The 26,066-nt window shown below is 37.4% G+C and carries 30 protein-coding genes; 3 read left to right on the top strand and 27 right to left on the bottom strand.

What is annotated here, in order from left to right; all coding sequences use genetic code 11:
* Positions 1-6: 6 nt before the first annotated feature.
* The 8 genes from AC106K_RS25885 to AC106K_RS25920 form a co-directional block, all read right to left on the bottom strand.
* Positions 7-324, bottom strand: a complete 318-nt coding sequence (locus AC106K_RS25885) for a hypothetical protein (RefSeq protein WP_482448483.1) — start codon at positions 322-324, stop codon at positions 7-9.
* A gap of 10 nt (positions 325-334) precedes the next feature.
* Entirely contained in the window at positions 335-820 is a 486-nt protein-coding gene (locus AC106K_RS25890; RefSeq protein WP_482448484.1) for a Coq4 family protein, read from the bottom strand.
* Between the two features lie 11 nt (positions 821-831).
* Positions 832-1,125: a hypothetical protein gene (locus AC106K_RS25895; protein WP_482448486.1), complete on the bottom strand. Its 294-nt coding sequence runs from the start codon at positions 1,123-1,125 to the stop codon at positions 832-834.
* 5 nt (positions 1,126-1,130) lie between these two features.
* Positions 1,131-1,970, bottom strand: coding sequence for a metallophosphoesterase (locus AC106K_RS25900; RefSeq protein WP_482448487.1), 840 nt, complete (start codon positions 1,968-1,970; stop codon positions 1,131-1,133).
* Positions 1,971-2,031: 61 nt separating this feature from the next.
* A complete protein-coding gene (locus tag AC106K_RS25905; RefSeq protein ID WP_482448489.1) occupies positions 2,032-2,322 on the bottom strand; it encodes a winged helix-turn-helix domain-containing protein in 291 nt (96 codons plus the stop codon).
* Positions 2,323-2,488: 166 nt separating this feature from the next.
* The gene (locus AC106K_RS25910; protein ID WP_482448490.1) at positions 2,489-3,121 is read right to left on the bottom strand and encodes a hypothetical protein; all 633 of its coding nucleotides are present in this window, start codon (positions 3,119-3,121) and stop codon (positions 2,489-2,491) included.
* On the bottom strand, positions 3,121-3,738 hold the full coding sequence (locus AC106K_RS25915; RefSeq protein ID WP_482448491.1) for a hypothetical protein: 618 nt from the start codon (positions 3,736-3,738) through the stop codon (positions 3,121-3,123). The genes AC106K_RS25910 and AC106K_RS25915 overlap by 1 nt, the downstream gene beginning before the upstream one ends.
* Before the next feature lie 145 nt (positions 3,739-3,883).
* Entirely contained in the window at positions 3,884-4,648 is a 765-nt protein-coding gene (locus tag AC106K_RS25920) for an enoyl-CoA hydratase/isomerase family protein (RefSeq protein ID WP_482448492.1), read from the bottom strand.
* Between the two features lie 366 nt (positions 4,649-5,014).
* Between AC106K_RS25920 and AC106K_RS25925 the strand changes: the two genes are divergently transcribed.
* Positions 5,015-5,560, top strand: coding sequence for a phage tail protein (locus AC106K_RS25925; protein WP_482448493.1), 546 nt, complete (start codon positions 5,015-5,017; stop codon positions 5,558-5,560).
* A gap of 38 nt (positions 5,561-5,598) precedes the next feature.
* Positions 5,599-6,420 carry a T9SS type A sorting domain-containing protein gene (locus tag AC106K_RS25930; protein WP_482448494.1) on the top strand — a complete coding sequence of 274 codons (822 nt, stop codon included), beginning with the start codon at positions 5,599-5,601 and terminating at the stop codon, positions 6,418-6,420.
* An 86-nt stretch (positions 6,421-6,506) separates the two neighbouring features.
* On the opposite strand, the gene AC106K_RS25935 is transcribed toward AC106K_RS25930, so the two are convergent.
* From AC106K_RS25935 to AC106K_RS25945, 3 genes are read right to left on the bottom strand one after another with little or no spacing between them, the layout of a single operon-like run.
* Positions 6,507-9,191: a DEAD/DEAH box helicase family protein gene (locus AC106K_RS25935; RefSeq protein WP_482448495.1), complete on the bottom strand. Its 2,685-nt coding sequence runs from the start codon at positions 9,189-9,191 to the stop codon at positions 6,507-6,509.
* A gap of 53 nt (positions 9,192-9,244) precedes the next feature.
* Positions 9,245-9,931, bottom strand: a complete 687-nt coding sequence (locus tag AC106K_RS25940; RefSeq protein ID WP_482448497.1) for an SMUG2 DNA glycosylase family protein — start codon at positions 9,929-9,931, stop codon at positions 9,245-9,247.
* Positions 9,932-9,973: 42 nt separating this feature from the next.
* Complete coding sequence (locus tag AC106K_RS25945; RefSeq protein ID WP_482448498.1) at positions 9,974-10,705, bottom strand: DUF4241 domain-containing protein; 732 nt, start codon at positions 10,703-10,705, stop codon at positions 9,974-9,976.
* Between the two features lie 261 nt (positions 10,706-10,966).
* Here AC106K_RS25945 and AC106K_RS25950 point away from each other — a divergent pair, with 261 nt between their 5' ends.
* Positions 10,967-11,653 (top strand): CPBP family intramembrane glutamic endopeptidase, encoded by a 687-nt coding sequence (locus AC106K_RS25950; RefSeq protein ID WP_482448499.1) that lies wholly within the window; start codon positions 10,967-10,969, stop codon positions 11,651-11,653.
* A 48-nt stretch (positions 11,654-11,701) separates the two neighbouring features.
* On the opposite strand, the gene AC106K_RS25955 is transcribed toward AC106K_RS25950, so the two are convergent.
* The 16 genes from AC106K_RS25955 to paaA form a co-directional block, all read right to left on the bottom strand.
* Entirely contained in the window at positions 11,702-11,863 is a 162-nt protein-coding gene (locus AC106K_RS25955) for a bacteriocin-like protein (RefSeq protein ID WP_482448500.1), read from the bottom strand.
* Positions 11,864-11,961: 98 nt separating this feature from the next.
* On the bottom strand, positions 11,962-12,597 hold the full coding sequence (locus AC106K_RS25960) for a transposase (protein WP_482448501.1): 636 nt from the start codon (positions 12,595-12,597) through the stop codon (positions 11,962-11,964).
* 125 nt (positions 12,598-12,722) lie between these two features.
* A complete protein-coding gene (paaZ, locus tag AC106K_RS25965) occupies positions 12,723-15,218 on the bottom strand; it encodes a phenylacetic acid degradation bifunctional protein PaaZ (protein ID WP_482448502.1) in 2,496 nt (831 codons plus the stop codon).
* A 63-nt stretch (positions 15,219-15,281) separates the two neighbouring features.
* Positions 15,282-15,503, bottom strand: a complete 222-nt coding sequence (locus AC106K_RS25970; protein ID WP_482448503.1) for a hypothetical protein — start codon at positions 15,501-15,503, stop codon at positions 15,282-15,284.
* A 23-nt stretch (positions 15,504-15,526) separates the two neighbouring features.
* The gene (locus AC106K_RS25975; protein WP_482448504.1) at positions 15,527-16,120 is read right to left on the bottom strand and encodes an acyltransferase; all 594 of its coding nucleotides are present in this window, start codon (positions 16,118-16,120) and stop codon (positions 15,527-15,529) included.
* Between the two features lie 101 nt (positions 16,121-16,221).
* Positions 16,222-17,427 carry a 3-oxoadipyl-CoA thiolase gene (pcaF, locus tag AC106K_RS25980; protein WP_482448506.1) on the bottom strand — a complete coding sequence of 402 codons (1,206 nt, stop codon included), beginning with the start codon at positions 17,425-17,427 and terminating at the stop codon, positions 16,222-16,224.
* 110 nt (positions 17,428-17,537) lie between these two features.
* The gene (locus tag AC106K_RS25985) at positions 17,538-17,951 is read right to left on the bottom strand and encodes a PaaI family thioesterase (protein ID WP_482448601.1); all 414 of its coding nucleotides are present in this window, start codon (positions 17,949-17,951) and stop codon (positions 17,538-17,540) included.
* A gap of 5 nt (positions 17,952-17,956) precedes the next feature.
* The gene (locus tag AC106K_RS25990; protein WP_482448507.1) at positions 17,957-18,268 is read right to left on the bottom strand and encodes a hypothetical protein; all 312 of its coding nucleotides are present in this window, start codon (positions 18,266-18,268) and stop codon (positions 17,957-17,959) included.
* A gap of 98 nt (positions 18,269-18,366) precedes the next feature.
* A complete protein-coding gene (locus AC106K_RS25995; protein WP_482448509.1) occupies positions 18,367-19,500 on the bottom strand; it encodes a 3-hydroxyacyl-CoA dehydrogenase NAD-binding domain-containing protein in 1,134 nt (377 codons plus the stop codon).
* Positions 19,501-19,580: 80 nt separating this feature from the next.
* A complete protein-coding gene (locus tag AC106K_RS26000) occupies positions 19,581-20,381 on the bottom strand; it encodes an enoyl-CoA hydratase/isomerase family protein (RefSeq protein WP_482448511.1) in 801 nt (266 codons plus the stop codon).
* Positions 20,382-20,577: 196 nt separating this feature from the next.
* Positions 20,578-22,377: a right-handed parallel beta-helix repeat-containing protein gene (locus AC106K_RS26005; protein WP_482448512.1), complete on the bottom strand. Its 1,800-nt coding sequence runs from the start codon at positions 22,375-22,377 to the stop codon at positions 20,578-20,580.
* Positions 22,378-22,534: 157 nt separating this feature from the next.
* Complete coding sequence (gene paaD / locus AC106K_RS26010) at positions 22,535-22,999, bottom strand: 1,2-phenylacetyl-CoA epoxidase subunit PaaD (protein WP_212650433.1); 465 nt, start codon at positions 22,997-22,999, stop codon at positions 22,535-22,537.
* A 3-nt stretch (positions 23,000-23,002) separates the two neighbouring features.
* Positions 23,003-23,812 (bottom strand): alpha/beta hydrolase, encoded by an 810-nt coding sequence (locus tag AC106K_RS26015; RefSeq protein ID WP_482448514.1) that lies wholly within the window; start codon positions 23,810-23,812, stop codon positions 23,003-23,005.
* Positions 23,813-23,818: 6 nt separating this feature from the next.
* The gene (gene paaC, locus AC106K_RS26020; protein WP_482448516.1) at positions 23,819-24,568 is read right to left on the bottom strand and encodes a 1,2-phenylacetyl-CoA epoxidase subunit PaaC; all 750 of its coding nucleotides are present in this window, start codon (positions 24,566-24,568) and stop codon (positions 23,819-23,821) included.
* 90 nt (positions 24,569-24,658) lie between these two features.
* A complete protein-coding gene (paaB, locus tag AC106K_RS26025; RefSeq protein WP_002981782.1) occupies positions 24,659-24,940 on the bottom strand; it encodes a 1,2-phenylacetyl-CoA epoxidase subunit PaaB in 282 nt (93 codons plus the stop codon).
* A 111-nt stretch (positions 24,941-25,051) separates the two neighbouring features.
* Positions 25,052-25,990: a 1,2-phenylacetyl-CoA epoxidase subunit PaaA gene (gene paaA, locus AC106K_RS26030; RefSeq protein WP_047098169.1), complete on the bottom strand. Its 939-nt coding sequence runs from the start codon at positions 25,988-25,990 to the stop codon at positions 25,052-25,054.
* Positions 25,991-26,066 lie beyond the last annotated feature (76 nt).

Genomic DNA, 26,066 nt, shown 5'->3' on the forward strand with positions numbered 1-26,066 from the left:
TTAGAGTTAGAGTTTAAGCATGGCAGGCAGCCATGAAAATTTTGTCATAATAAAAAGGTACAGTAGAGTAACAGGAATATTAACCAGCAGAAGAAGTACAGAATTTCCAGAAGGTTTCTGCTCGGCAGCATCGGTCAGGAAGATGATCAGTTCATTCAAAAGAACAAACATATTGATCACTGCCGTTACGGTTACATAATAAAAACCAAGTTCGATCAGAAATTCTGCTCTGGTGATCCAGAGTAAGATCAACAAAAAGGTTCCTGCAAGGAAAGAAATGAGGAATGATCTTTTTCCTAATGGGCTGAATTGTATTTTGTTCATTATAAATATTTTAGTGAAGTACAACGGTCTCTTTCTGCTGAATAAAGTCTTTCACATGGTCAAAGTTCTGCCACAGCAGTTCTTCAAAATCCCAGTGGTGAAAAGCTCTCATATTTTGACCTTTTTTATAGGCTTTGATATAAATTTTCGCATATTCAGGCAAAATAATTGTTCCCAATATGATTGCTGCCAGCAAATGGGCATTAAGCTTTCCATTTCCTAAAAGAAGGTACTGCATGGCAATTTCATCTTCGAAGTTGGTACTGCAGCCTGTAATCAGATGATGAACATCGTGGTTCTCCATTTTTGGAATCATTGAAAACCCATGTTTTCTGTAGAATTCACCAAGCTTTCTCCCCAGAGAGTCTTCCTGAAATTCCAACAGTTGTTTTTCATTGAACTGCCATTGTCTCTTTTTCTTTTTAAAGTATTTTCTGTACAATTTTTGAGTTTTATCATACACAAAAAGCAGAAACTGAACACGTATTTTTTTCATGATATATGTATTTAAAGAAGATTAATTCCTATTATGGCATAAAGAACAGCAATGGGGATATTGATCAGCATCATACCAATCGCTCTAAGGCAAATATCAAATTGATTCCAGTTGATAAAACTATAGACCAGCAACCCTAATATAACAGCCAGATTTGATATAGCTCCAAAAATAATCACCATATACCCTGACATTGCAAACCAAATATCTCTGGAAATCAAATACCCAAATAGACATATATTTCCCAGCAAAAAGCAAAGGCCAAAAGTCGTTTTCCCAATGTTTATAATGTGTTGATCTTTCATCGTTATTAAGCTTGAGTTAAAGTAAAAACAGTAATTTCCGGGCGAACCATAAACCTGACCTGAAAAGAATGGCCTATGGCGCGGTTGATGTAAAGCATTCTTCCGTCTTCCAGGTCAATTTCACCTGAGATGTATTTTTTGTTCTTGACCGGGAGAACCGGTGTTATGATTCCGGGAATCCGGCATTGTCCGCCATGGGTATGCCCACTGAGAATCCATCCATGATAGCCATTCCATATATTCAGGTCACAGGCATCTGGATTGTGGCAAAGTACAATATTGGCTTTGGAAGGATCGTATTCTTTCATGATCTCTGATGGCTGAAATCTGGGTGACCACAAGTCATCAAAGCCTATAAAATTCAGACCCGCTGTTTCCTGCCTGGTATTTCTGAGCATGATGATTCCTCTGTCTTCTAAAATTTCGCAGATTTGGTCTGCACATTCAACATCTTTCCAGTTGTTACCATAATCATGATTTCCCAGAATTCCAAAAGTGGCCGTTGTTCCTAGTACGCAATTTTCCATTACGGTGGTAAGGGCGTTTTGTTCTTCTGTGGTTCCAGAATTGACATAATCTCCGGTGTAGACTACAAAATCAGGTTTAAAGCGTTTTGCTTCATGAAAAGTTTCAATCAGGAAATTCCAGTCGAAACGGTCTCCCACATGCAGATCGGAAATCTGCATGACGATTTTTCCTTCCAGACTTTTGGGGAGATTTTTAACGGGCAGCTTTCTCTGAACAAAGTCGACCCAGAATGGCTCTACTTTCCAGGAATATAAAGCCGGGAAAAGACCCAGAACAGAGATTTGTGCTACTCTTTTTAAAAATGTTTTTCTATTCATTTCATTTATTTTAAAACAAAGAACTTTGAAACACAAAGTGAATTTTCAAAAAAATATAGGACTATCGTCCCAATAGTTTTTCAAGGGCATTCAGATGTTCGGTAAAGGCCTGTCTTCCACTCTGGGTAACCCTGTAAGAGGTTTTTGGCTTTTTCCCGACAAATTCTTTCTTTACTTCAATATATCCTGCTTTTTCTAATGCATTACTGTGGCTGGCCAGATTACCGTCTGTGATTTCCAGCAATCCTTTCATTTCAGAAAAATCAACCCAATCGTTGACCATAAGAACGGACATAATTCCCAATCTTACACGGCTTTCGAATTCTTTATTGAGCTGATTTATTTTAATCATTTTAATCTTATCTTATTTATTCTGAAATAGTCATACAATGCAGCATCAATGGCTATTTTTTCTTTTGTTTCTGTATTTTCCAGGACTACAACATCGTGGTCTTTAACAAATGCTGAGGTGAGTACTGATTGATATTTGTATTCAAAAAATTATATTTCCATCAGTATCATTTTTTTAAAACTGCAAAAATAATCAGTTTCCAGATATAAATTGCTCCTAAACTTATCATCAGGCAAACAATCCCTATCCAGAAAGGCCACGAACCCATTATTTCACTTTTTCTGTCTGAATAAAAGTCATAGGCATTTACCAATTTAAGTGTCCTGTTTCCGATAGAAGTGACCAACTCTTTTTCTGTACTGAACTTTTTAACCTCATCTGTGTTTGTATCATAAGAAAAATATTGATTATCAAATGTTTTTCCTATTACCTGGCTTCTGTTTTCTTCTATTTCTGAAACTTCTGAAATAAATATCCGCCCATCTTCTTTAGCGATATGTGCCTGTTCCGGCAAATCAATAAATAAAAGCTGGCGGTCATTTTCTAAAGGGACATACCATGCATCTCCGATCCCCATATCTACTTTCTTCTTCTCTGCCACTATAGAAGCTCCGATAAGCCCTACAATATAGAAAGTATACAACCCTACAAAAGGGGCTACAGAGGCCAGTAAAATTTTTCTTCTTCTTCCCTCTTTCTTGGTGGTAAAATAGGTAATAAGGCTTCCTATCACAGCACAGACCAAACTCAGGATAAAGAGAATGACAAAATGGATCAATATGACAAATCCTATTCCCATTATTTATATTTCTTATGCATGATCAATCCATACACAATATGCAGCACTCCAAAACCAATTGTCCAGAAAACCAATCCCCAGCCCAGGAAAAATAAAGAAATTAATCCCAAGATAATCTCAAAATACCCTAAATACTTTACATCTGTAAGGGTATACCGCTCTGCACTTACCAACGCCAGACCATAAAAAATCAGCGTAGCCGGAGCAATGAAAACAAAGAGATGGTGGTAAAGCAGTGCCAGGCAAAAAAAGCCTCCTGCAACCAAAGGCACCGCAAAGGTAATCAACAACCGTTTGGTGGTTGCATCCCAGATCTTCAGACCTTTCTTTTTACTTTTACTGGCGGTAAAAAAATATCCGCTGAGGATCGCCGTAACTAAAATGGCGATTCCGATCCATACCAGTTCTCTGACCAGAGCCGGACCAAATATATTCCGGTCCCCATCAAAATAACTGATGCCCTCTCTTTTGAAAACAAAATACACATAGGTTGCCCCGATAATGGCTGCAAGCCCGGCAACAACACCGGATAATCCGCTCAAAGAAATAAATCTGGAAGACCGCTCCATCATGGAACGGATATGGGATAAGTCTTCGTGATAGTTTTTTGTCTCCATAAAAAGAACTTTGAATTACAAAGTTATAATTTTTTATGAACCTGCAAAATATTTTTTGAAAAATATAGCAATGTTTGAATGTCTGCTTTATGAATAAAAAAAGCCGTTGAATGAATCAACGGCCGGATATTGTTTAAGGTGAAAGTTATTTGGCTCTCAACCTTTCTTTGATCGCTTCAATATTCTTCTTTGCAGAATCTTCAAGAATAAGGCTTGCACTCATGTGAATTCTTGCCGGCATCAGCTCATTAAAATGGTCTGTACCTTCCCATGAGACTTTTTTGATCAATGCTAATGCTTCACTGCTTCTTGATGCCAGAGTCTGTAAGAATTTCTCCAGTTTCTCATCCATTTCCTGAATACTGTCTGAAACGGAATGATAAATATTGTGCTGCTCTGCCCATTCAGCGGATCTGAAATCTGCATCGATAGCCATTGCTGAAAACTGTGACTTTCCTATTTTTCTTTCAACGTAAGGGCCAATCACAAAAGGTCCTATTCCCAGATTGATTTCGGTAAGAGCTAATGCTGAATCTTTTGTGGCAAAGCAATAGTCTGCACCACAAGCAATTCCTACTCCACCGCCTGTTGTTTTTCCCTGAACTCTTACCACCACAATTTTCCCGCAATTTCTCATCGCGTTCAAAACTTTGGCAAAACCGCCGAAGAATTTCGTAGAAGCTTCCAGTTCTTCAATAGCCAAAAGCTCATCGAAGCTTGCTCCTGCACAGAATGCTTTCTCACCTTCACTTTTTACTAAAATGGCTTTTACTTCTTTTTTAGCTCCTTCTTCAAGGATCGTCTCAGCAAGTTTTTCCAGAATGGCTCCCGGAAGGGAATTACTTTTTGGGGTCCCGAATGTAATTTCGGCAATATTATTTTTAATTTCTGATGCTACGAATTCGCTCATTTTTATTTTTATTGGATTCTTACAAAAATACGAAATATGGTGTTTTTAGAGAAACGTAAAGAGGATTAATTGCTGGAAATTCAGGAGAAAAAGAAGCAGGAAGTTACTGATAGTCTACGAAACATCTGCAAATGCACTTTCTGATTGTGTACTGCTCATGATGGAGCAAAGTTTTTTATTGACAGCACTCCGAATCCCAGGTAGGCAATAGGTAGAAATACGTAATATTTAATTTGGTATTTTCTACGCTAGTATCACCTTGTTATTAATCGTTCCTTTGATCTGTTCAAAAAATAAAAACGATGGCGGTATCCGAAAAGCCAAAGAACAGAGTAGGAAAATATCAACTAAAAAAACTATTTTACCATGGACGAGTACATTGGAATTGTCAAATTATTTGCCGGAAATTTCGCACCTAGAGGTTGGATGTTCTGTGACGGAAGTTTACTTAGCATTGCCCAAAACAGTGCTTTATTCTCTATCTTAGGTACCACATATGGTGGAGACGGAATAACTACATTTGCCCTTCCTAATCTTAAAGGCCGAATGGCACTAGGAGCAGGAACTGTAGACTCTCGTCAAAGTTATACTTTAGGGGAGGCAGCCGGAACTAGTCAGAATACTATTTTGTCAAGCAATATGCCAAGCCTTGCCGGATTCCAGCTTAAAGTAAAGAATCAGAACGGGAACAGTGCAACTCCTTCAGCGACCTCTTCTATTGCGATTTCCGGAATTCCGAACGGAAGAGAATTCACTACGGTTGCGAGTTTTGTAGATGATACTCCTGACACCGCAATCAATCCGGCATCTATTACCTACATAGGACAAAATATTCCTGTCAACAATATGCCTCCTTATCTTGGGCTTAGTTATATCATCTGTGTTGAAGGTATTTACCCATCAAGAGGCTAATATAATTATACAACAACCTAACATTTAAAACAGAAATCATGAAAAGCACTACCTTTTTTACGATCTGTAGTCTGCTCATTTCAATTTTTTCATTCGGGCAGCCCAGTACAGAAACATTTGAAACCGAAAGTCCCGGAAGTACTAACTTTACCGATAATGGAGTAATATTTAATATCATTTCATATGCCTCAGTTTTTGATATAGGGAATTATCCCAATACCGGATGGAGTGGCACTGCCAATGACAACAGGTATATTGACAATTCCCATGGTGTAGGACCTGCTAATGCCTCATTCGGTATCAAGACTACTTCCAATCTGTTTAAGGTAAACCGATTCTGGGTGTATGTTGCTAATCAGCTTTCAAATCCTAATGTTACAGGAACTCTTACTGTAACAGGCAAGCTGAGTGGGGTAACTAAGTTTTCGACAATTAAGAGCAGTAATTTTACTTCCGGGCTGGGAACTACCAATGGCTATACACTTATTGATATGACGAACCTCAACGGGATGAATTATTCCAATATCGTCATCGATGAGTTGCAGCTGACTCTGGGAGGCAATTATTATTATCTTGGTGTTGATGCCTTCACCTGGGTAAAAGACAGCAACCTTGTATTGGGTACTGCAGAAGCAAAGGCTTCTAAAAAAGAGGTGACTATTTATCCTAACCCAACAAGAGGCCTCCTTACGATTCAGGCGGACAAAGCTTCAGAAGCTGGAATCTATAGCCAGGAAGGAAGATTGATTAAAAAAATAACCACTCAAAAAGGAACCAACCAAACTGATATTTCAGAGCTTCCGAAGGGAATTTATTTCATCCGGACAGGCAATGAATCGACCAAGGTTATTAAAGATTAATACCACGACAGTTCACATTCGTATTTGTTCTCATAAAGATTCTAATTCATGAATGACATCCCTTAGCAATAAGGGATTTTGTCATTTTATCTGGTCCATTTGTGAAGATGTTCTATTCGGGCATTTCTGTTTAATAAGGCCTGAAATCTTAATTTCAGTAAAATTTTGCGCCCTTCTATTGTTCTTGTAAAGATCAGCTCAGATTTTCCGATCATTTTATTCCAGAACTTATTAAAAGATTCAGCACTTTTCTTATTTTTTGCAAAAATTTCCGGTACCGGATAATAAAGGTCTTTCTTTAAAAATCCCATACTTTTTTTCTGTTTCAGCACATATCTGGGATTATCGATCTGAGATACCAGTTCCTGTAAGGTCTGGATAAACTGTCCGTTTTCGTACTGGCTTCCTCCTTCAAGATAGCAGAACGCATTTTTCTCCTTTTGAGAGGAGGTTACAATTTTCAGCTTTTCAATGGAGGTCCTGATTATTCTTTCGTGTATCAGGCTATTCAATACAACATCAGCGAGTGATTCCAACTGTCTGGCAAGGTTCTTACACCTGCTGTATTGTTTTACAGACCTGTATAATTTCCCTCCGTACACGATCATACCAGCTCCCCCGAATAAAGAGACCAATATAGAAAAACTTTTGACGGAACTAATATTATCTGCATTTTTGAGTAATCCCAATAAAAGATCCTGCCAGAACAGTAATACTGAAGAAACAATCACTTTGGCTAAGTTTCCTGTTGTACGGCTAAGGTAATCCATCTTCATTTCATTCATCGCCGCCATATTTGCTGTAGGAACCTGTATTTCTTCTACCAGTATATTTCCTTTATCGAGGGCTGTCTTCCAGCGTCGTGCAAGTCCTGTTCTGTCTTTTGCTACTGCAAATGTTGTCTGATTAACTTCTGAAATTTCATTTTTGTTTTCGATTATTTTAGTATTGAGCCTTTCAAAATTGTTCTCAATGGTAGGATCTTGTTTGTGTGAGATCCCCACAAAGGTTTTGAATCTTCTTTTCATGATATTCAGATCCTGCCCTCCATCCTGATCTTCGGAGTCAAAACATACCAGATGCCAGATATTTCCGGTTTTGTCCGGTTTATCTTTATCTGTTCTGATTACCCGTCCTCTCATCTGATTGGAAAGTACAAAAGAACTCACAAAACTTGCCAGAATTAATGTATTCATCCTGGGTGCATCCCACCCTTCTCCCAATAATGACTTTGTTCCGATCAAGACCTGGATACCTCCCGTCTGAAAAATTTCTGTGACAATATGGACAATATCATGTTTGATCTGCTCTGTAAGGCTGATCATAAAATAGTTCTGATCATAGGTAAGTGGAGAAAAAGAGACTCCTGATATATTTTTCCTGAGGCATAATGCATCGAAGCTCTCTTTTGCACTGGCAGGAATAATGACCAGACTTCCGGTGAGCACTCCCAGCTTCTTGCCCTGAGAATTTTCTCTTCGCAATTTTTCAAAAACCGGGACCGCGCCTATTTTATCAAGGTTCAGAACATTCTGCTCCTCGCTGTTCAGATATTCTTTTTTTATGAAATCGGTAAGAATCACCATTCTGAGCTCATCTTTAAGAACTGAAAACTCAAAATCTGCAATTTCTTTTATTCCCTGAAGTTTCCCGATACTTGAATTGAGAATCTGATTCAGGTTTTTATTATTGAAAAAACTGATCGTCTTCTGCTCCAGAAAACCGGACCTTTTTAATCTGTTTCCGAGATCTGTACGATGTTCTTCAAATGTTTTGAAATGGGTATCATCTAACAGAAGATAAAAGTCAAGAAGTTCTTCCATCCAAAAGAAGTCGAACTCGGGAACATATTTCTGGTGGTCTCCTATGATTTCGAAATGGACATCCGGAATTTCTTTCATCCTGAAATTGAGATAAACCAATCCGGAAGTATAAGAGGATATATTTTCATAGATCCAGTCGAGGTGTTCCATTGGGGTCTGATAAACAGGATGCTGCCCAATCGCATTGAGAAGTACCTCATCATTCTTTATTTCTTCAAAAAATGCGGAGGCCTGTGTATGGTAATATTCAATCTTTTTCTGTTCTTCCGGTGATGGCAGAGTAAAGTGAACGAGATCCTGATGCGGACAAAGGTCTCCTTCAATCATCAGCTCAGGAACGGATATTTCTGTATCAATAGAGCCGTTGAGCTGAATGTATTTTTGCCATTCTGCGCCTGAAACATCAAAGGGAGGAGTTGCCGTGAGGGCTACAACGGTAGGGTTGATTTCATCTTTCAACTCCATCAGAGTTTGCCACCAAGCATTTTTCAAATGATGGGCCTCGTCAAGAATCAGCGTACCTACTTTTTGTTTCTTCAGTCTTTTTATAATTTCTGCCACTGAAATTCTGGAAGATTTTGCCAGGGGCGATTCTTCATCATCATGTACATCAGAGGCAGAATGCAGCCCCTGGTAGGTAGTCACTGTAATAATTCCCGGCTTTTTAATATCTGAAGAGATCCAGTCCGGAACGGTTTCCGTATTCAGAAAAAGTTCACAAAATCTCTGAATCCATTGGTTTTTGATGGCTAAAGTTGGAGTAACGATCAGAGCTGGCTTCCCGAGTCTCAGCATCACTTCCAGCCCAAGTACCGTTTTTCCGGAACCTGGAGGTGCAGAAACATGCAAATGATTATCTGTAAGGTATTCGTCAAGATGGTCCAGAAATTTTTTCTGATAGGCCCGCCAGCTGTATTTGAAGCTTGTGTCTTTTGGAAAAACGTTCATAGGCACAATTTAATAAAAAACAGCCATTCCATCATGGAAAATAAAAGGCGTATTTATTTCTTCAGAGCCAGAATATATTTGTCGATATACAGTTGCTTCTCTTTTGATTTGTATTGCTGAATGTACCTGGGATGTTCCAGAACAGTCATTGTATCAAACAACCGAGCTTCTTTATTGAGTTTTGAAATAAAATCTGCATTCTTTTTACCAAGGATAAAAACTTCTGAAGTGTCCAGATTCAGGCTGATATGCTGTTTCAGAGAATCGATCATAAAATCTTTAACGCTTTCAAACAATTCTTTGTCATCGTAATAATTGGCATTGAGCCAGCCGTTTTTTGTTTTTCTTACGATAGCCAGCGGAAAAGGAGAATTGATGTAAACATCCTGATAAAAAAGATCTGCACCGCCATATTCTGCAATCATGTCATACATAAAAACAGAGGAAACTTCATGAGTACGGGCGGAATTCATTGTTATCTCACAGACAGTCTCCAGTCTTTTGGTATCGGTAAAAGGAACGCCTGTCACTCCTGCTCCATGCCGACTGGGATTGATCCCTACAATAAATTTCCTCTTGTTTGAATCGTCATAATATTTGTAATAAAACTTTTGCATGACCTCCATCGTTTCCGGATTATCCAGATACGGATTCAGAACGGCAAAACCTTCAGGCAGTTTTCCTGTATACGTAAGATCCCGGTTAAAATCTATTACCTGATCAGCAAAAGTCTTATTCATTAGAAAATTTTCTTTTAAAAATATAGAGTGATCAGGCTATTATTACACATCATCCTCATCTCCTTCCTCAGATAAAGCCATTTCTATATCAATAAAATGAATATAAACTCCGCTTATTTTTCCCTGAGCATCGTATCCGAAATACACTGGATACAACCCATCGCCAAAGCCACTCGCAAACATCGGGATATGATAGTCTGTACCGGGAATATTCCAATTGATCCAGTCGCCCAGATCTCTTTGGTTTCTTGGGTCCTCCTGATAGCTTTTCGCAAACAATTCTGCAAAATAGTCATCATAAATATTTTCTACATCAAGCTCTTCAATAAACTTATCCACATAAGGCACTACTTCAGGATCTGTGATGCACCCTAATCCAGCATCTACCGCAAAGCCGAAAATATCATCTTTTTGGATGCCTTCAAGTTCTTCTATTCCTATCAATGCTTCTCTGTAAACAACAGGTTTTTCTTTGGTAAATTCTACTTTTACAGCAGCATACCGATCTCCCCATTCTTCCATTTTTACCACGGCAATGGTTACAGGAAAATCTCCTTTGGGAACTTCGGTAAAATAAGGTTTTTCATCTTCATTCAAATAGACCAGCGGATCTCTTACGATCACTTTTCCTGAAGGTAGAGATACGTTTCCTATCGCCATGACTTCCATTTTCTGATCCAAAATTTCACTTGAAGTAAAATAGGCTTCAATGTCAACAGGAGAGGTCAGAATATCCTTTACTTCTTCCCATTTTTTCATCCATCTTTCGTTCATTATGATTTATTTTTATGATTGAAATTTAAAGATACTGTTTTTTTAAAAGAGAAACAGTACATCGCGAGAGACAAGCTATTGGAGTATTGCGAAATACAGCTTCTATTTTTATTGATCAAGGAAGGGAATAATCAAAATTTAGTAAACATAATAATAAATGATTATCATTATTTAATTCATATTGCTTTTTTTATTAACTTCGTTTTCAATGACATAAGATAAAATGCAGATTATTTCATTCACTTAAAAAACTCTTAACCCATGATTGGAATTATCATCGAGCTTATTATTTCATGGCTTCTGCTTCGGTTTATTGCTAAAAAGGATCTTTCTGTTTTGGGCTTTAAACCTCTACCGACAAGACTGATTCAGTGGAGCGTCGGTTTTCTTTTGGCCGCAGGAATCTGCAGTCTTTATCATATCATGACAACAGCATTTATCCATAACGGCTGGATATTGAACAAGTCGTTAACCCTATCAGCTGCATTTATAAGTCTATGGTGGGTTATAAAATCTGTATTGTTTGAAGAATTACTTTTTCGGGGAGCTCTGCTTTACCTGGCTATTGAAAAATGGGGAATAACCAAAGCCTGTCTTTTTTCTGCAGCCTGCTTTGGGATCTATCACTGGTTTTCTTATAATGCTTTAGGGAATCCTTTTCAGATGGGAATTATTTTCCTTATGACAGCCATCTTTGGGTATATGCTTGCCATCTCCTTTGCCAAAACAAAATCTCTATACCTTCCCATAGGACTCCATCTGGGCTGGAACCTGTTTAATATTGTCGTATTCTCCAATGGACCGTTGGGAAAACAACTTCTGATTAAAATGAACGAAAGTCATCTTGAGGGAATTCCTTCATTGCTTGTTTTTCTGTTTCAGATCGTGGCATTGCCTCTTTTGATGTATGGATATTTTAAGTTTTCCAGTAGCAGAAAGCCAGATTGAATATCAATCCCTGTCAAGGTTTGAAAACTTGACAGGGATTGGATGTCATTAAGAACCGGCACATATGACACATGCAGCAGCAAGGTCAGGCCATCTTCCAGGAATACAGCAAACTCCCGGAGGGCAGGAATGAGGAGTACATGACCAAATAGGTCCGGCTCCTTTAAGAGATCTCAACTCGTTTCTTGAAAGTTTTTTAAAATTTTTCATAGTAATCAGTTTTGATATTCTCTCCTACTCTATATGCTTTTCGGATTCCGCTTATTAAAGTTAATAATTTTTGGATAAACAACTGATAATATTAACGTTTACATTTGATGGTCATTTATATTAATCGCTTTTTGATGCGAAAGTATAAAATTTTCTCTATCGTGAAATAATTCAATAACCTCATCTCTTTTCAATAAGGTTTTTGTATCGCTCAGAATCAATTGATAAGAGGAATAATTATATTCTGAAAACTGACGAACAAAGGAATGATTTTGAGGATTCTGATGAATATAAATGATCACATTCATTAAATATCTGTCTGAAGTAATCAGTTTTCTTTTAAAGGGGGATTCAATAAGGGCACCATGCCTTTTGTTTTCTTTATTAAAAGCCTGGGAATAAGAGTTGAATATCCTGGCAAATTGTTTTGAGAAGATATTCTGGGGTGAGTGGAGTCCTGTACTCGTTGGATAGATCACCTTGTCAAGGTTCAAAGCCTTGACAAGGTGATCTAGTTCAAAATCAGACTTTATCTTGACTAAAAAATGAAAATGATTAGGCATCAGACAATATGCGTATATATCGCAGACGGGAATAAGAAATTCAAATATTTTATTGAGGATGAACGAATAATTCCGATCCGATTTAAAAATATTTTCACCGTTAATACCACGATTATAAATATGATAAAAACGATCTGCCTCAATGGGAGTAGTTCTGATGTCTTTCATCATGTTTTGTGCTTTTGAATAATCTTAAAGTTAAGAATTTCTTTTTTATAAACCATGTCAAGGTTTTGAACCTTGACATGGTTTATAAAAAAATCCCTTTCAATACTGAAAGGGACTATAATTTTGAATTAAATCAATCCGAATTGTTCAAAGTGATGGGTAAAATGCTTTTTGTGCATCAGTTCCCACATTTCTTTATTCAGCTTTCCGAATACGAAATTCATGTGTTCTGCCTGTGGATTTTCTTTGTAATAGATTACAAACCTCTTCAGATTATCAATAAATGATTGTTTTGCAGCCTCCAGATTCTTATGTACAGCCTCCGGTAGGGTGCCATCTTCCGGTAAGAACGGAGCGGTAAAGTCTTTTGGCATTTTCCTGTGGTTGTAAAGAGAATCCTGCCATTTTTCAAGCTGTTCTTCAGGTGTAAAGCATTTTTCTGCTTCCGGTTCTCCCAAACTTACCAATACTCCTTGTTCTAAATGCTCAATCATTTGCTGTGGAGACATTTTCCCCCAAAGAGCAGGAGTACTTTCCGTTAAACCGCTTAGTATTTTTTGAATATTTTTTACCGTCAGATCAATAAACGGAGATTGTTTTGCCACTAAGGTTAAGATGGTTGCCACACAAACTACTTCATCTCTTTGGTTAACTACCTCAACCAGCCATTTTACAACACCAGACGGAATGTTTCTTCCTTTTACGCCTCTGTTGATCTTTTCTTTTGCTGTCAGATAAACCGTAATCGTATCACCAGCATATACAGGTTTGAAGAAACTACATTCTTCTAATCCGTAATTGGCAATCACAGGTCCTTTTTTACCGGAAACAAATAGTCCTGCAGCCGCTGAAAGGATAAAATATCCGTGAGCCACTGTTTTATCAAAGATCGTTCCTGTTAAACTTGTAGCATCAGTATGAGCATAGAAATGATCCCATGAAACATTGGAGAAGTTGACAATGTCTGCATCAGTCACTGTTCTTCCTGCTGTTTCCAGGGAATCTCCTACCTCAACTTCTTCAAAGTATTTCTGGAAAGGGTGTTTGTCTGAGAATTTCTTCTCTGCTCCCTGCTGATAAATTTTAGTAATTGCTTTCAAAACATCCGGAGATCCCTGAATAGCTGTTTTCTGTAGGAAGAAGTGAAGACCGCTCAATCCGCCCATTTCTTCTCCCCCCCCTGCTCTACCAGGTCCTCCGTGCATCAAAGTCGGAAGAGGTGAACCGTGACCTGTACTTTCTTTAGCATTATCTCTATTCAGAACGAAGATTCTTCCGTGTTGAGAAGCCATTTTCCATGAGGTTTCTGCGATAAAGTTTTCATCGTGAGAAATGATAGATCCTACCAAACTTCCTTTTCCTCTTTTTGCCAACGCTGCGGCTTCTTCAGCATCTTTATACGGCATCAGCGTAGATACAGGCCCGAAAGCTTCTACATCGTGAGAGATATTTTTTTCGAAAGGCTTGTCATTCAGGAATAGTTTTGGACTCATAAATGCTCCGTTTTCGTAGTCTGCATCTACCAGTTCGTGTTTTCCGTCGTAAACAAGTTCTGTTTCTGTTTTTAAAATGTTAACTTTTCTCAGTACTTCTTCGTACTGCTGTCTTCCAACCAAAGATCCCATTCTGGTTTCTCTGCTTAATGGATTTCCGATCTTCGTCTGATCTAAAGCTTTAGATAAAGCATTCTGAACGTCACCAATCAAATGCTCAGGAACAATAATTCTTCTGATCGCCGTACATTTCTGACCTGCTTTTGTAGTCATCTCGTTACGAACTTCCTTGATGAATAAGTCAAACTCAGGAGTTCCCGGTTTTGCTTCCAGACCAAGAATAGAACAGTTCAAAGAATCTGCTTCCATATTGAAACGGACTGCATTTCCTGCAATGGATGGAAGGGATTTTAATTTTCTTCCAGTGTGTGCTGAACCTGTAAATAACACAGAATCTCCATCCTGAACATAATCCAGAATATTCCCCGGTTCGCCACATACCAACTGAACGGCTCCCTCAGGTAAGATTCCACTCTCAATCATATCATGGAATACGGCATTCGTAAGATATGAGCCGAAAGGAGATGGCTTAACAATAGATGGTACTCCTGCCAGCAATGATGTGGATAATTTTTCCAACATTCCCCAAACCGGAAAGTTATAGGCATTAATCTGCACAGAAACCCCCTCACTTGGTGTCAGAATGTGGGTTCCTAAAAAGGTCCCGTTTGCTGAAATTTTCTGTGTATCACCATCTACCCAGAAAGAAGTATTGGGAAGCATTCTTTTTGCCAATCCTGAATAGGTGAAGAATGTTCCGAAACCTCCTTCAATATCCACCCAAGAATCTACATGAGTAGCTCCTGTTTTATAGGATAATTCGTAGTATTTTTTCTTTCTTTCCAACAGGTAAAGTGCTACTTTTTTCAACATTTCCCCACGATCGTAGAAAGTCATTGAAGAAAGGTTTTTGTACCCTACCGCTCTACCATAGTCTAAAGCCTGTTCATAGTTTAATCCTTCTGTATCGGAAACAGCAACCTGTTCTCCTGTAACGGCATTATATAAAGGGACTCCGTTTCCGTTTCCTTCTACCCATTGGCCGTAAATATAGTTTTTCAGTTTTTCCATTGTTCTATTTTATTGTTTGAAGGGGCCTAACCGATTTTGAAAACCTGCTAAACTTATGTTTCATTAATTTTGAATCTTTTTCTTCCCTAAAAAAAGTTGTTTCCAAGTAACCTCTTTTGCTCCTATAATGAAATTTATTATAAAAATAATCAAGGACATGATCAGATTTGATTCCCAATTGATTTCATTTTTAAATAACATTCCAAACAGCCCGTACAGTATAAATGTTACAATTGCGAATACCAGTGCACGAACGAAATTTTTAATATTGAATAATTGCTCCATGATCCTTAGTTTTTAGTTTTATTTTACTTCACATCATCCCAAATGCTGTAATCAACAATTTTTGTTGGGATCTGCTGAACATATTCTGTAAAAGGTTCACAAGGAAGAATAGCTTCTTTTCCTTCCCTTGCCAGCTTCTGATATAATTTTGTTCCTTCTGTTTTCCAGTGAATCATTTCATCTGAAACATCGCGGATGATCTTTGCCGGACTTCCCACGATCAGTTTTCTTGGTTCGCATCTAAAATTGGCAGGAACAAAGGCCAAAGCGCCAACAATACTTTCATCACCAATATAGGCTTTGTCCATCACTACAGCATTCATTCCGATCAGACAGTTTTTCCCGATATGTCCGGAATGGATAATGGCACCGTGGCCGATATGTGCAGATTCTTCCAATATGGTTTCGATATTCGGAAAAACATGAAGGGTACAGTTTTCCTGAACATTGGCTCCGTCTTTAATGATAATTTTCCCCCAATCCCCACGAATAACCGCATTGGGCCCGATATATACTTCTTCACCAATCTCCACATTTCCTATGATGACCGCCTGCGGATGAATATAAGCAGAAGGTTTGATAATGGGACGGATTCCGTGATATGAATAGATGTTCATAAAATTTAAATTTAATGTACCAATTTAACAATGTAGCAGTCTGGCAATAGATGAATATTGTTATATTGGTAAACTGTTACATTGTTACATTATTTAAAAAGTTATACTTTTTCGATGACCATTGCATATCCTTGTCCTACACCAATACAAAGGGTACATAATGCATATTTTTTATCCTGTTTCTGAAGTTCCATAGCGGCAGAACCGATAATTCTTGCTCCGGAAACGCCTAGTGGGTGACCAATGGCAATGGCTCCTCCGTTTGGATTTATTCTTGCGTCATCATCTTGTAATCCTAAGCTTCTTGTCACAGCTAATGCCTGTGCTGCAAATGCCTCGTTTAATTCAATGATGTCTATATTATCTAATGAAAGATCAAGTCTTTTCAGGAGTTTCTGAGTGGCTTCTACCGGACCGATTCCCATGATCCTTGGTTCTACTCCTGCTACGGATGATCCTAAAATTTTAGCTTTTGGTTTTAAACCATATTTTTTTACAGCTTCTTCACTGGCCAGAATAAGAGCAGCTGCTCCGTCATTCATTCCTGAAGCATTTCCAGCCGTCACCGTTCCTTCTTTTCTGAAAGCCGGACGAAGTTTTCCTAAACCTTCCATGGAAGAACCAGGCTTGATAAATTCATCTTTTTCAAAAACAATAGGCTCTCCTTTTCTCTGAGGAATTTCAACTTTTACAATTTCTTCTGCCAGTCTTCCGCTTTCCTGTGCTTTTGTAGCTTTCTGCTGGGACCATAAGGCAAATTTATCCTGATCTTCTCTGCTGATCTGGTGCATATCCGCAAGATTTTCAGCGGTTTCTCCCATACCGTCTACCCCATACATCTCTTTCATTTTCGGGTTGATGAATCGCCATCCAAAAGTGGTATCAAACATCTGACTGTCTCTTCCGAAAGCAGCACTTGGTTTTGACATTACATAGGGAGAGCGGGTCATATGTTCTACTCCACCGGCAATATAAATTTCACCTTCTCCTGCTGCAATGGAACGGAATGCATTCGCAACTGCAGACATCCCCGAAGCGCAAAGCCTGTTTACTGTTTCACCACCAATTTTATAAGGAAGGCCCGCCAGTAAAAGTCCCATTCTGGCAACGTTTCTGTTATCTTCCCCCGCCTGATTGGCACATCCGAAGATCACATCTTCAATTTCGTCAACAGGAACTTCAGGGTTTCTTGCAACGACTTCTTTGATAACGGTTGCCGCCAAATCATCTGCCCTTACTTCTGATAATCCTCCCTGTAGTTTTGAAATGGGAGTTCTCACATAGTCTACGATGTATACGTTGTTCATAATTTTAATTTGAAAATGAGGCAATTTGAGAATTTGAAAATTTCAGGTAAGTAAAAATTAATGCAATACAATAACTTTCAAATTATCCCATTTTCAAATTTTCGAATTCTTTATAATTCTGTTACTTTTTTTCCTATTTTATAAACTGTCCCTACAAATTTGGCAATCAGCTCATTGTTTTGGTTGGTAATCTTAATATCATAAACAGCTGTTTTTCTGGTATCATTCACCAAAATACTTTCTGCTCTGAAAACATCACCTTCTTTTCCCGCTTTGGTAAAATTGATCACACAATTCAGAGCGACTGCCGCATCACCGGAATTGTTGGACGAAAATGCCAGTGCAGAATCTGCAAAAGCAAACGTAACGCCTCCGTGAACGGTTTTAAGCCCATTAATCATCTCCTTTTTGATGGGCATTTCTATCAGACAGTAATTTTCTTTTACTTCGATCATTTTAATATTCATCCATTGGGAAAAATAGTCCTGATCGAGCATATAATCTGCTACCTGTCTTGGATTCATTTCTGTCATAGTCTCGTTATTTCTTCATATAATTCATCAACCAGCTTATCATAGATATTCATGGTTTTCCCAAGGATCACCTGTTCATATGAAAGGGCTGTACCTGAATCTACAGCGCTGCTTTCATAGGAAGCACTGAGATCAATACCGTTCTCATTCGCCAGTCTTTTAATCAGCAGTCTGTATTTTTCATTAAACTTTCCCAGCAACTCCAGTCTTTCCTGAGCATCATCAATGGTTGAAGCCTCCTGAGTCAAATATTCTTTATCAATTAAAAGCCTTACCTCTAATTCAGCTCTGAATTCTTCTATATTCATTTATTTAATGTAGCAATTTAACAATCTATCAGTTTACCAATAAAACACCTTAACAAACTCAGCATTGGTATATTGGTAAACTGATACATTGGTACATTTTATAGTTTACGAAGTAAAGGGCTCTGTCTGTACCTTTCTTCCTGATATTCTTCGTAAAGACTCTGCAGGGTTCCGGAAATCTTTGAGTATCCGATTTCTTTACCCCAACTTAATAAGCCTTTGGGATAGTTTACCCCTTTCTGCATGGCAAGTTCGATGTCTTCGTCATTGGCAACGCCTAATCTTTTAGCTTCCACAGCTTCATTGATTAACATGGAAATGATTCTTAAAAAGATCTGTTGATAAAGAGCATCATCTTTCTGTGCTTCCGGTTTTACAGCTCCTTCGCTATAATCATAAAAGCCTTTTCCGGTTTTTCTGCCGTGAAGTTTTGCTTCAGACATTCTTTGCTGAAGTAAAGACGGTTTGTATTTAGGATCGTAGAAGTAATCTTTATAAACGGTGGTTGTCACAGCAAAGTTGACATCAACACCAATAAGGTCCATTAATTCAAATGGTCCCATTTTAAAATTACCAAGGGTTTTCATCGCTTCATCCACCTGTTCCGGAGTGGCAATATTTTCTTCAACAATTCTCAATGCTTCACCATAATAAGGTCTTGCAATTCTGTTGACAATGAATCCTGGAATGTCTTTAGCAATCACAGGAGTTTTACCCCAGTCTTTCATGAGGTGGTATATTTTCTCTGCTAAAGTTTTTTCTGTTAATAAAGAAGGAATCACTTCCACTAAAGGCATCAGCGGAGCCGGGTTGAAGAAATGAATTCCGATGAAACGTTCCGGCTTCTTGAGTTCTGCACCAAGAGAAGTAATGGAAATGGATGAGGTATTGGAACCGATGATACAGTTTTCAGAAACATAGGTTTCAAGTTCTGTAAAAACTTTGGTTTTGATGTCTTTGTTTTCGATAATCGCCTCAATGACCAGATCAGAATCTTTTAAATCCTGTAAAGCTTCACCTTTCAAGATATTATTTCTGATTTCTGCGGCTTTTTCCTGAGAAATCTTACCTTTTTCGGCTAATTTCTGAAGCGTTTTTTCTAAACCTGTAAGTGCTTTATCTATTTGTGGAGCATTAGCATCGAATAAAACGACCTTGCATCCTGCTGTTGCAGCGACCTGAGCAATTCCTACGCCCATGGTTCCTGCACCAATAATTCCAATATTTTTCATTGTTTTTAGATGTTAGAAACTAGAAGTTAGAAGTTAGACTTTTTACTAACATCTAACTTCTAATATCTAAATTCTATTATTTATTTTCCTTTATAATTAGGTTTTCTTTTCTGTAAAAAGGCATTTACTCCTTCCAGGAAGTCTTCTGTTTCTGCGGCTTCCTGTTGCAGATCACCTTCTAATTCAAGCTGTTCTTTTAATGTATTGGTGTAAGAATGAGCAAAAGCTTTTTTCGTCAGCTTAAGAGCTGCAGTCGGCATGTTTGCCATTCTTTCAAGAATTTCCATTGATTTCGGAGCGAACTCTTCTTCACTGAAGACTTCTGCGACCAGACCGTAAGATTTAGATTCGTCAGCAGACAGTTTTTTGCCTGTGAAAGCCAAATAGTTGGCCAATTGTCTTCCTAAAAGTTTTGGTAAAAAATAAGTTCCTCCTGTATCAGGAATCAAACCGATATTGGAGAATGCCTGAGCAAAGTATGCTTTTTCATGTGCCAGCACAAAGTCACTGATCAATGCCAGCATTGCACCAGCTCCTACTGCAGGGCCATTTACCAATGCGATAACCGGTTTTCTGCAACGGGTAACTTCCATTACCAATGGGTTGTAATAATCTACTACAATTTTTCTGATAATGTCATTATCGTGATGCTCTTTTCCTACCACAAAGGCTTCATCCAGATTCTGACCGGAGCAAAATGCTCTTCCTCTTCCGGAGATGGCAACGCATCTTACAGTTTCGTCCTCACTGCATTCTTTAACGAAATCTCTCAGATCTGCCAAAGCCGGCTTTGTAAGGGCATTCATCGTTTCCGGTTGATTAAGATATGCTATTTTGAGCTTCCCGTCAAAATGCGTTTCAATATCGAGTTGTGTATACATAAAAAAATCATTTTTAAATCAGATAAATATAGTCATTTAACAGTATATGCATGAACAATTCACAAATGAAAAGCTGAATATTTCAATGCAATACATTATTGATGCTGTTGTATTTTAATATTGTTAAATAAATATATGTATGATATAAACATTTTATAAGTTCGTTGTTCGTAATTTTCATCTATTCTCCTTTAATCTAAATAGGAGCGTTGTTGTAATAATTATCAAATTTAATATGATCAGTAATGCCATCATCATTAATAGCTGAACTACTACAATTAAAAAGAATATTATCTTTTGCTATGACTTTAGGAACTCTTAGATAAAGTCCTGTCAATAAATCATTAATTTCGTTTCCTGATACAGTAACTTTCCCCTCTAAAGAAGCTCCAACATTCACTGTAATTCCGCTTCCTAAACCCTTCCCATATATCAAATTGTCTGAAATCACAAATCTTTTGGTTAAATTTTGAACAGCTGTATTATTACCTGATTCCGAAGTAAATCCTTCAAGGAAAATACCACAATCAGAGTCATTCAATCTAAAATTATTCCCCTTTATCAGTACATTTCCAAGAGGTGCTTCCAGTGTATTAGTCTTTATAACTGTTCCATCAGTCAAGACAGTAGTTTTAATTGAATGTGCAATATATTCTATTGCCCTGAATTGTATATTCAAACCAATATTATTGCAAATATTAACATTAGTAATAGTCCCTGACATTATTACTGTTGTTCGAAGATTGTCAAAATTATTATTTTGAATACTAATATTATCCGCTATAATATCATCAACTGATGATTGTAAATTAATGCCATAACTTCCTTTAGCAACTGCTTCAAAAACATTGTTAGAAATAGAAATATTTTTAAATATTTTATCAAAACCTACAGTAGCCTTTGATGCTGCAGTAATCATACCTCCATCACCATTTTCACTAATAAGCTGATGAATTATATTATCACAGATCACTGCATTCTTTTTAGTCCCATCAAACCTGATCGCTCCCCAAGTTGTATTTCTAAAAACATTATTTGAAATAATGAAGTTATTAACATTGTCATAAAAATCTATTGCATATAACCTATGATGTCCGGTATTATCCCTTCCACAATAGTCAAAATTATTATTATTAATCAATACCGAACCATAATACCCCAGGTCAAATGCGAAAATACCGCACGGCGCCTTAGACGAGTCATGGTTTTCAGCATTTCTGAAAATATTATTTTCTACGATAACATTGGCACTATGAGATTGAGTAATCACCAAATGCTCCATCATATAGATCTGATCCTGGACACCACTGTCGAATAAGTTATCTCTAACTATAATATGCCCCTGACTACAACCATAAATACGTATAGCACGATTATATAAATCATGAAAATAACAATTTGTAATTTCTATGTTATATGAAAGGTAAGCTTCAAGATTCCCTTTAATTAAGATTCCTCCGTTAAATTCTTTTGAAAATGCATCATCCGCGGGACTATAAACCTCAATATTTCTTTTGTTCAGGTCAAATTGGAAACCTTCTATAATAATATTATTACAGTCTGTAAAACTGAAATAAAAACTTTCAAATCTCTTTTTAGTGTCTGATTTGATCCATGTATGCTGTCTGTCCCCCAACAGCTTGAAACAGGAAAGTCCCTGAAAATCCAATTGTTTGTTTACAATATACTCTCTGGCATCAAACCTTAATGTTGCTCCTAAATAAGCTGCAGTTTGAATAGCCTGAGTAATCATGGCTTCATCATTTGGATAGCTAGGACTACATCTGTACCATTCAATATTGATGGTATTCTCGTTCAAAATAGCTTTATAACATTCTCCATTTTGTTTGATGAAAACTATACCATCTTCAGGTAAATTACTTCCAGTGATCTTCTGATAATAAACCTCTTCACCCGTATGAGGAAAAAATTTTTTGAATCCATAATCTGCAGGATTACATGTTGAAGGAAATTTTTGGCTGTTACAATTTGTCATAATTAATGTTTGTGTTAGTTAATTTTTTAATTTGATCATTAAAGAATGATACTGTAACAAAACTAATGGCCATTAACGACAAAACTCGTCGTATTATTTTTTTAATAAAAAAATAAATTGAGATCTCACAGATCATAAATAGGCAGCAAGAATTATTCTAATGGCATTTAAAATAATCGAACGGTTCCAGACAGTCCAGACACTGATAAGATGCCTTACATAAAGTCGATCCGAATCTGCTGATCTGTTTGGTATGTTCAGAACCGCATCTTGGACATTTCTTCGGTTTTCCGATGTGATGTTCATCTGCTCCTTTTTCAGGAGGGGTAATTCCGTAGACACGGAGTTTTTCTCTCGCTTCATCCGTTAACCAGTCTGTTGTCCAGATCGGAAACATCTTGGTAACTACTTTTGCATCCCAGCCGTTTTCCTTCATCATTTTGATAATGTCTTCTTCTATGGTGAACATAGCGGGACATGCAGAATAAGTAGGCGTAATCGTGACTTCACAGGTATTTTCTCCCGTGATCTGAGCATCTCTTACGATCCCTAATTCCACAATATCAATCACCGGGATTTCCGGATCTGGGATTGTTTTTAATAAATCTAAAAGCTGATTCATATTCTATTTTTCATCAGAGTCAAGAACCATTTTCATTGAGTTCTGATAATCTAAATTATCTGTTATTCCATTATGATATTGCCCTTTTAAAGTAATCAGGCTATCTCCTTTTTTAAATTCATTTTTCAGTTTTAAAGATGCTTTATAGTGAATTACCTCATCTTTATCCCCATGAAAAATAATAACGGGAGATTCAACGGTCTTTAAATAGTTGTATGTCTCAAAATTATATTTCAGTAAAAATTTAGGCAGAAATGAAAACTTTTGCCCCATTTCATCTTCTATACTATAATAAGGAGCCTGCAAAATCAGTAATCTGGCATGGTGCTCCGAAGCTAGTTTTGCAGCAAGCCCTGTTCCTACGGAATATCCTAAAATAATAATCTTACTCTCCGGATACCTTTTTAAAAGGGTTTTATAGGCAAGTTCAATATCAGAAAATAATTGAATTTTGCCATTAATTGTACCTTCACTTTTTCCGTAGCCTCTATAATCAAGTATAAAAGTATCATAGTGCATACTGCTATACAATTGAGCAACTTCGCCCCATCCTTTTATTGAGCCTCCGTTTCCATGAAGGTAAAAGATAACTCCTTTAGGATTTTGAGTTTTAAATAATACCGAGTTTAAATGCTTATTATCTTGTGCTTTAACTGTTATTTCTTCAAAGTCACCATTAAAATCAAACTTATAGTTTTCCGGTAGTTTTTCAGGATAAAAAATAAGTTTTTCCTGATAGAAAAACACACCCACACAAAGTATTATATAGGCTGCAAGAAAAAATGCAAGTATACTCAAAAGCATTCTCTTCATGGTTTCTTACCACGTACACCCAGGATACGCTCTCTGCATATACTGAAGCTCACAAAGAATATATCCAAAGTATTCCGTATGATACCCTGTTCTTGATTTTGGCTGCATGAACGGATTTGTTGGATACTCTAATCCGAAAGTCTGGAAATCTTTTTCTGTAATGGCTATAAAATCTTTATATAGTTCATCAACATTCGGAACGATATTCAATACGGCAAGATCGTCTTCACCTTCTGATTTGGCAAAAAGACCTTTGGTGTATTCCCAGATATTTTCAATAGCATTCTCTAAACGGGTACGGCTTTCTTCTGTTCCCTGAGCAAAGATCTTCATCCAGGAAGAGGCGTGAGTATAATGGTATCTTACCTCTTTCAGTGATTTCTGGGCAATTGCAGAAAGTTCTTCATTTGCAGAATTTGATAATGCTTCATACATCAGTTTCTGATATACGGAGAAAACATATACTTTAAGAATCGTCTGGGCATAATCTTCATTGGGAAGTTCTGTCCAGTGAGCATTGATATATTCGTGCTCATATCTTAGAAAGGCAATGTCATCTTCACTTTTACCGTTGTCAATCACTCTTGAAGCATACACGTAAAAGTTATTAGCCTGTCCCAGTTCATCCAACGCAATATTGGTCAATGCAATATCTTCTTCCAGATAAGGACCTTCACCACACCATGCAGACAAACGCTGCCCCATAATGAAGCTGTCGTCTGCTAGTTTTAATAAATAATTATATAATGGGTTCATTGTTTAGTAGATTTCAGATTTCAGACATTAGATTTCAGATTGACAAAAGAGTCTGGTATCTGAGTTCTCCTATCTTAAAATCTTGATTAATTACATATTTTTTACGTCGTTAGGGATTTCGTAGAAAGTTGGGTGACGGTATAGTTTGTCGTCAGCAGGATCGAAGAACGCCTCTTTGTCTACTCCTTCTGAAGTCACAATGTATTTACTTGGAACTACCCAAACAGAAGTTCCTTCTTTTCTTCTTGTATATACGTCTCTTGCATTCTGCAAAGCCATTTCTGCTGTTGGTGCCTGTACTATTCCAACATGTTTGTGAGATAATCCCGGTTTAGTCTGAATAAACACTTCCCACATATCTAAATTTGCCATAGTCAAATTAATTTAACAATGTATCAATGTACCATTTTACCAATGAAATGCTTCGGCAAGCTCAGCATGACAATGATTGTTACATTTTTACATTGGTATATTGTTACATTATTATATTACTTCTTTTTGTTGTTTTTCTGCAAAAGCTATCGCCGCTTCTTTTACCCACGAGTTTTCTCTTTGAGCTTTTCTCTTCGTTTCGATACGCTTCTTGTTACAAGGGCCATTTCCTTTTAAGATTGCCATGAATTCATCCCATGGAAGTTCTCCGAAATCATAATGCTGTCTTTCCTCATTCCATTTCAGATCTTTATCCGGAATCGTCAATCCTAAGAATTCAGCCTGAGAAACGGTAACGTCAATAAATCTCTGACGAAGACTGTCGTTACTTTCTCTTTTTACTCTGTAATTCATAGAGATTTTTGAGTTGGGTGAACTGTCATCATTCGGGCCAAACATCATCAGAGCTGGCCACCAGAAACGGTTCAATGAAGCCTGAGCCATTTCTTTCTGCTGTTTGGTACCACGGCAAAGCGCCATCAGAATCTCATATCCCTGTCTTTGGTGAAATGATTCTTCTTTACAGATCTTCACCATTGCTCTTGAATACGGTCCATAAGAGTTCCCCATCAGCATTACCTGGTTCATAATAGCAGCACCATCAACCAACCAGCCGATTGCCCCTATATCTGCCCAGCTCAACGTAGGATAATTGAAAATACTTGAGTATTTTGCTTTTCCTTCCAGCATATCATCATAGGTAGCATCTCTGTCTGCTCTGATGCTTCCGTCTCCTAATGTTTCTGTTGCAGAATAAAGGTATAAACCATGTCCTGCTTCATCCTGAACTTTAGCCAAAAGCGCCATTTTTCTTCTCAATGAAGGGGCTCTTGAAATCCAGTTAGCTTCCGGCAGCATTCCGACAATCTCAGAATGCGCGTGCTGTGAAATCTGACGAACCAATAATTTTCTGTAATCATCAGGCATTACATCTTTTGGTTCTACTTTATTTTCTTCGTGAACGTATTGAACAAATTTTTCTAAGTCCATAATTTTTTCAATTTAGCAATGTATCAGTCTAGCAATATACCAATGATCGTTACATTGGTAAATTGTTATATTGTTA

The sequence above is a fragment of the Chryseobacterium sp. FR048 genome (assembly GCF_056844665.1).

Bases quoted from the DNA above. Each gene is read 5' to 3' on its own strand.
- AC106K_RS25885 (WP_482448483.1), bottom strand. From the start codon at position 324: ATGAACAAAATACAATTCAGCCCATTAGGAAAAAGATCATTCCTCATT.
- AC106K_RS25890 (WP_482448484.1), bottom strand. From the start codon at position 820: ATGAAAAAAATACGTGTTCAGTTTCTGCTTTTTGTGTATGATAAAACT.
- AC106K_RS25895 (WP_482448486.1), bottom strand. From the start codon at position 1,125: ATGAAAGATCAACACATTATAAACATTGGGAAAACGACTTTTGGCCTT.
- AC106K_RS25900 (WP_482448487.1), bottom strand. From the start codon at position 1,970: ATGAATAGAAAAACATTTTTAAAAAGAGTAGCACAAATCTCTGTTCTG.
- AC106K_RS25905 (WP_482448489.1), bottom strand. From the start codon at position 2,322: ATGATTAAAATAAATCAGCTCAATAAAGAATTCGAAAGCCGTGTAAGA.
- AC106K_RS25910 (WP_482448490.1), bottom strand. From the start codon at position 3,121: ATGGGAATAGGATTTGTCATATTGATCCATTTTGTCATTCTCTTTATC.
- AC106K_RS25915 (WP_482448491.1), bottom strand. From the start codon at position 3,738: ATGGAGACAAAAAACTATCACGAAGACTTATCCCATATCCGTTCCATG.
- AC106K_RS25920 (WP_482448492.1), bottom strand. From the start codon at position 4,648: ATGAGCGAATTCGTAGCATCAGAAATTAAAAATAATATTGCCGAAATT.
- AC106K_RS25925 (WP_482448493.1), top strand. From the start codon at position 5,015: ATGGACGAGTACATTGGAATTGTCAAATTATTTGCCGGAAATTTCGCA.
- AC106K_RS25930 (WP_482448494.1), top strand. From the start codon at position 5,599: ATGAAAAGCACTACCTTTTTTACGATCTGTAGTCTGCTCATTTCAATT.
- AC106K_RS25935 (WP_482448495.1), bottom strand. From the start codon at position 9,191: ATGAACGTTTTTCCAAAAGACACAAGCTTCAAATACAGCTGGCGGGCC.
- AC106K_RS25940 (WP_482448497.1), bottom strand. From the start codon at position 9,931: ATGAATAAGACTTTTGCTGATCAGGTAATAGATTTTAACCGGGATCTT.
- AC106K_RS25945 (WP_482448498.1), bottom strand. From the start codon at position 10,705: ATGAACGAAAGATGGATGAAAAAATGGGAAGAAGTAAAGGATATTCTG.
- AC106K_RS25950 (WP_482448499.1), top strand. From the start codon at position 10,967: ATGATTGGAATTATCATCGAGCTTATTATTTCATGGCTTCTGCTTCGG.
- AC106K_RS25955 (WP_482448500.1), bottom strand. From the start codon at position 11,863: ATGAAAAATTTTAAAAAACTTTCAAGAAACGAGTTGAGATCTCTTAAA.
- AC106K_RS25960 (WP_482448501.1), bottom strand. From the start codon at position 12,597: ATGATGAAAGACATCAGAACTACTCCCATTGAGGCAGATCGTTTTTAT.
- paaZ (WP_482448502.1), bottom strand. From the start codon at position 15,218: ATGGAAAAACTGAAAAACTATATTTACGGCCAATGGGTAGAAGGAAAC.
- AC106K_RS25970 (WP_482448503.1), bottom strand. From the start codon at position 15,503: ATGGAGCAATTATTCAATATTAAAAATTTCGTTCGTGCACTGGTATTC.
- AC106K_RS25975 (WP_482448504.1), bottom strand. From the start codon at position 16,120: ATGAACATCTATTCATATCACGGAATCCGTCCCATTATCAAACCTTCT.
- pcaF (WP_482448506.1), bottom strand. From the start codon at position 17,427: ATGAACAACGTATACATCGTAGACTATGTGAGAACTCCCATTTCAAAA.
- AC106K_RS25985 (WP_482448601.1), bottom strand. From the start codon at position 17,951: ATGAATCCAAGACAGGTAGCAGATTATATGCTCGATCAGGACTATTTT.
- AC106K_RS25990 (WP_482448507.1), bottom strand. From the start codon at position 18,268: ATGAATATAGAAGAATTCAGAGCTGAATTAGAGGTAAGGCTTTTAATT.
- AC106K_RS25995 (WP_482448509.1), bottom strand. From the start codon at position 19,500: ATGAAAAATATTGGAATTATTGGTGCAGGAACCATGGGCGTAGGAATT.
- AC106K_RS26000 (WP_482448511.1), bottom strand. From the start codon at position 20,381: ATGTATACACAACTCGATATTGAAACGCATTTTGACGGGAAGCTCAAA.
- AC106K_RS26005 (WP_482448512.1), bottom strand. From the start codon at position 22,377: ATGACAAATTGTAACAGCCAAAAATTTCCTTCAACATGTAATCCTGCA.
- paaD (WP_212650433.1), bottom strand. From the start codon at position 22,999: ATGAATCAGCTTTTAGATTTATTAAAAACAATCCCAGATCCGGAAATC.
- AC106K_RS26015 (WP_482448514.1), bottom strand. From the start codon at position 23,812: ATGAAGAGAATGCTTTTGAGTATACTTGCATTTTTTCTTGCAGCCTAT.
- paaC (WP_482448516.1), bottom strand. From the start codon at position 24,568: ATGAACCCATTATATAATTATTTATTAAAACTAGCAGACGACAGCTTC.
- paaB (WP_002981782.1), bottom strand. From the start codon at position 24,940: ATGGCAAATTTAGATATGTGGGAAGTGTTTATTCAGACTAAACCGGGA.
- paaA (WP_047098169.1), bottom strand. From the start codon at position 25,990: ATGGACTTAGAAAAATTTGTTCAATACGTTCACGAAGAAAATAAAGTA.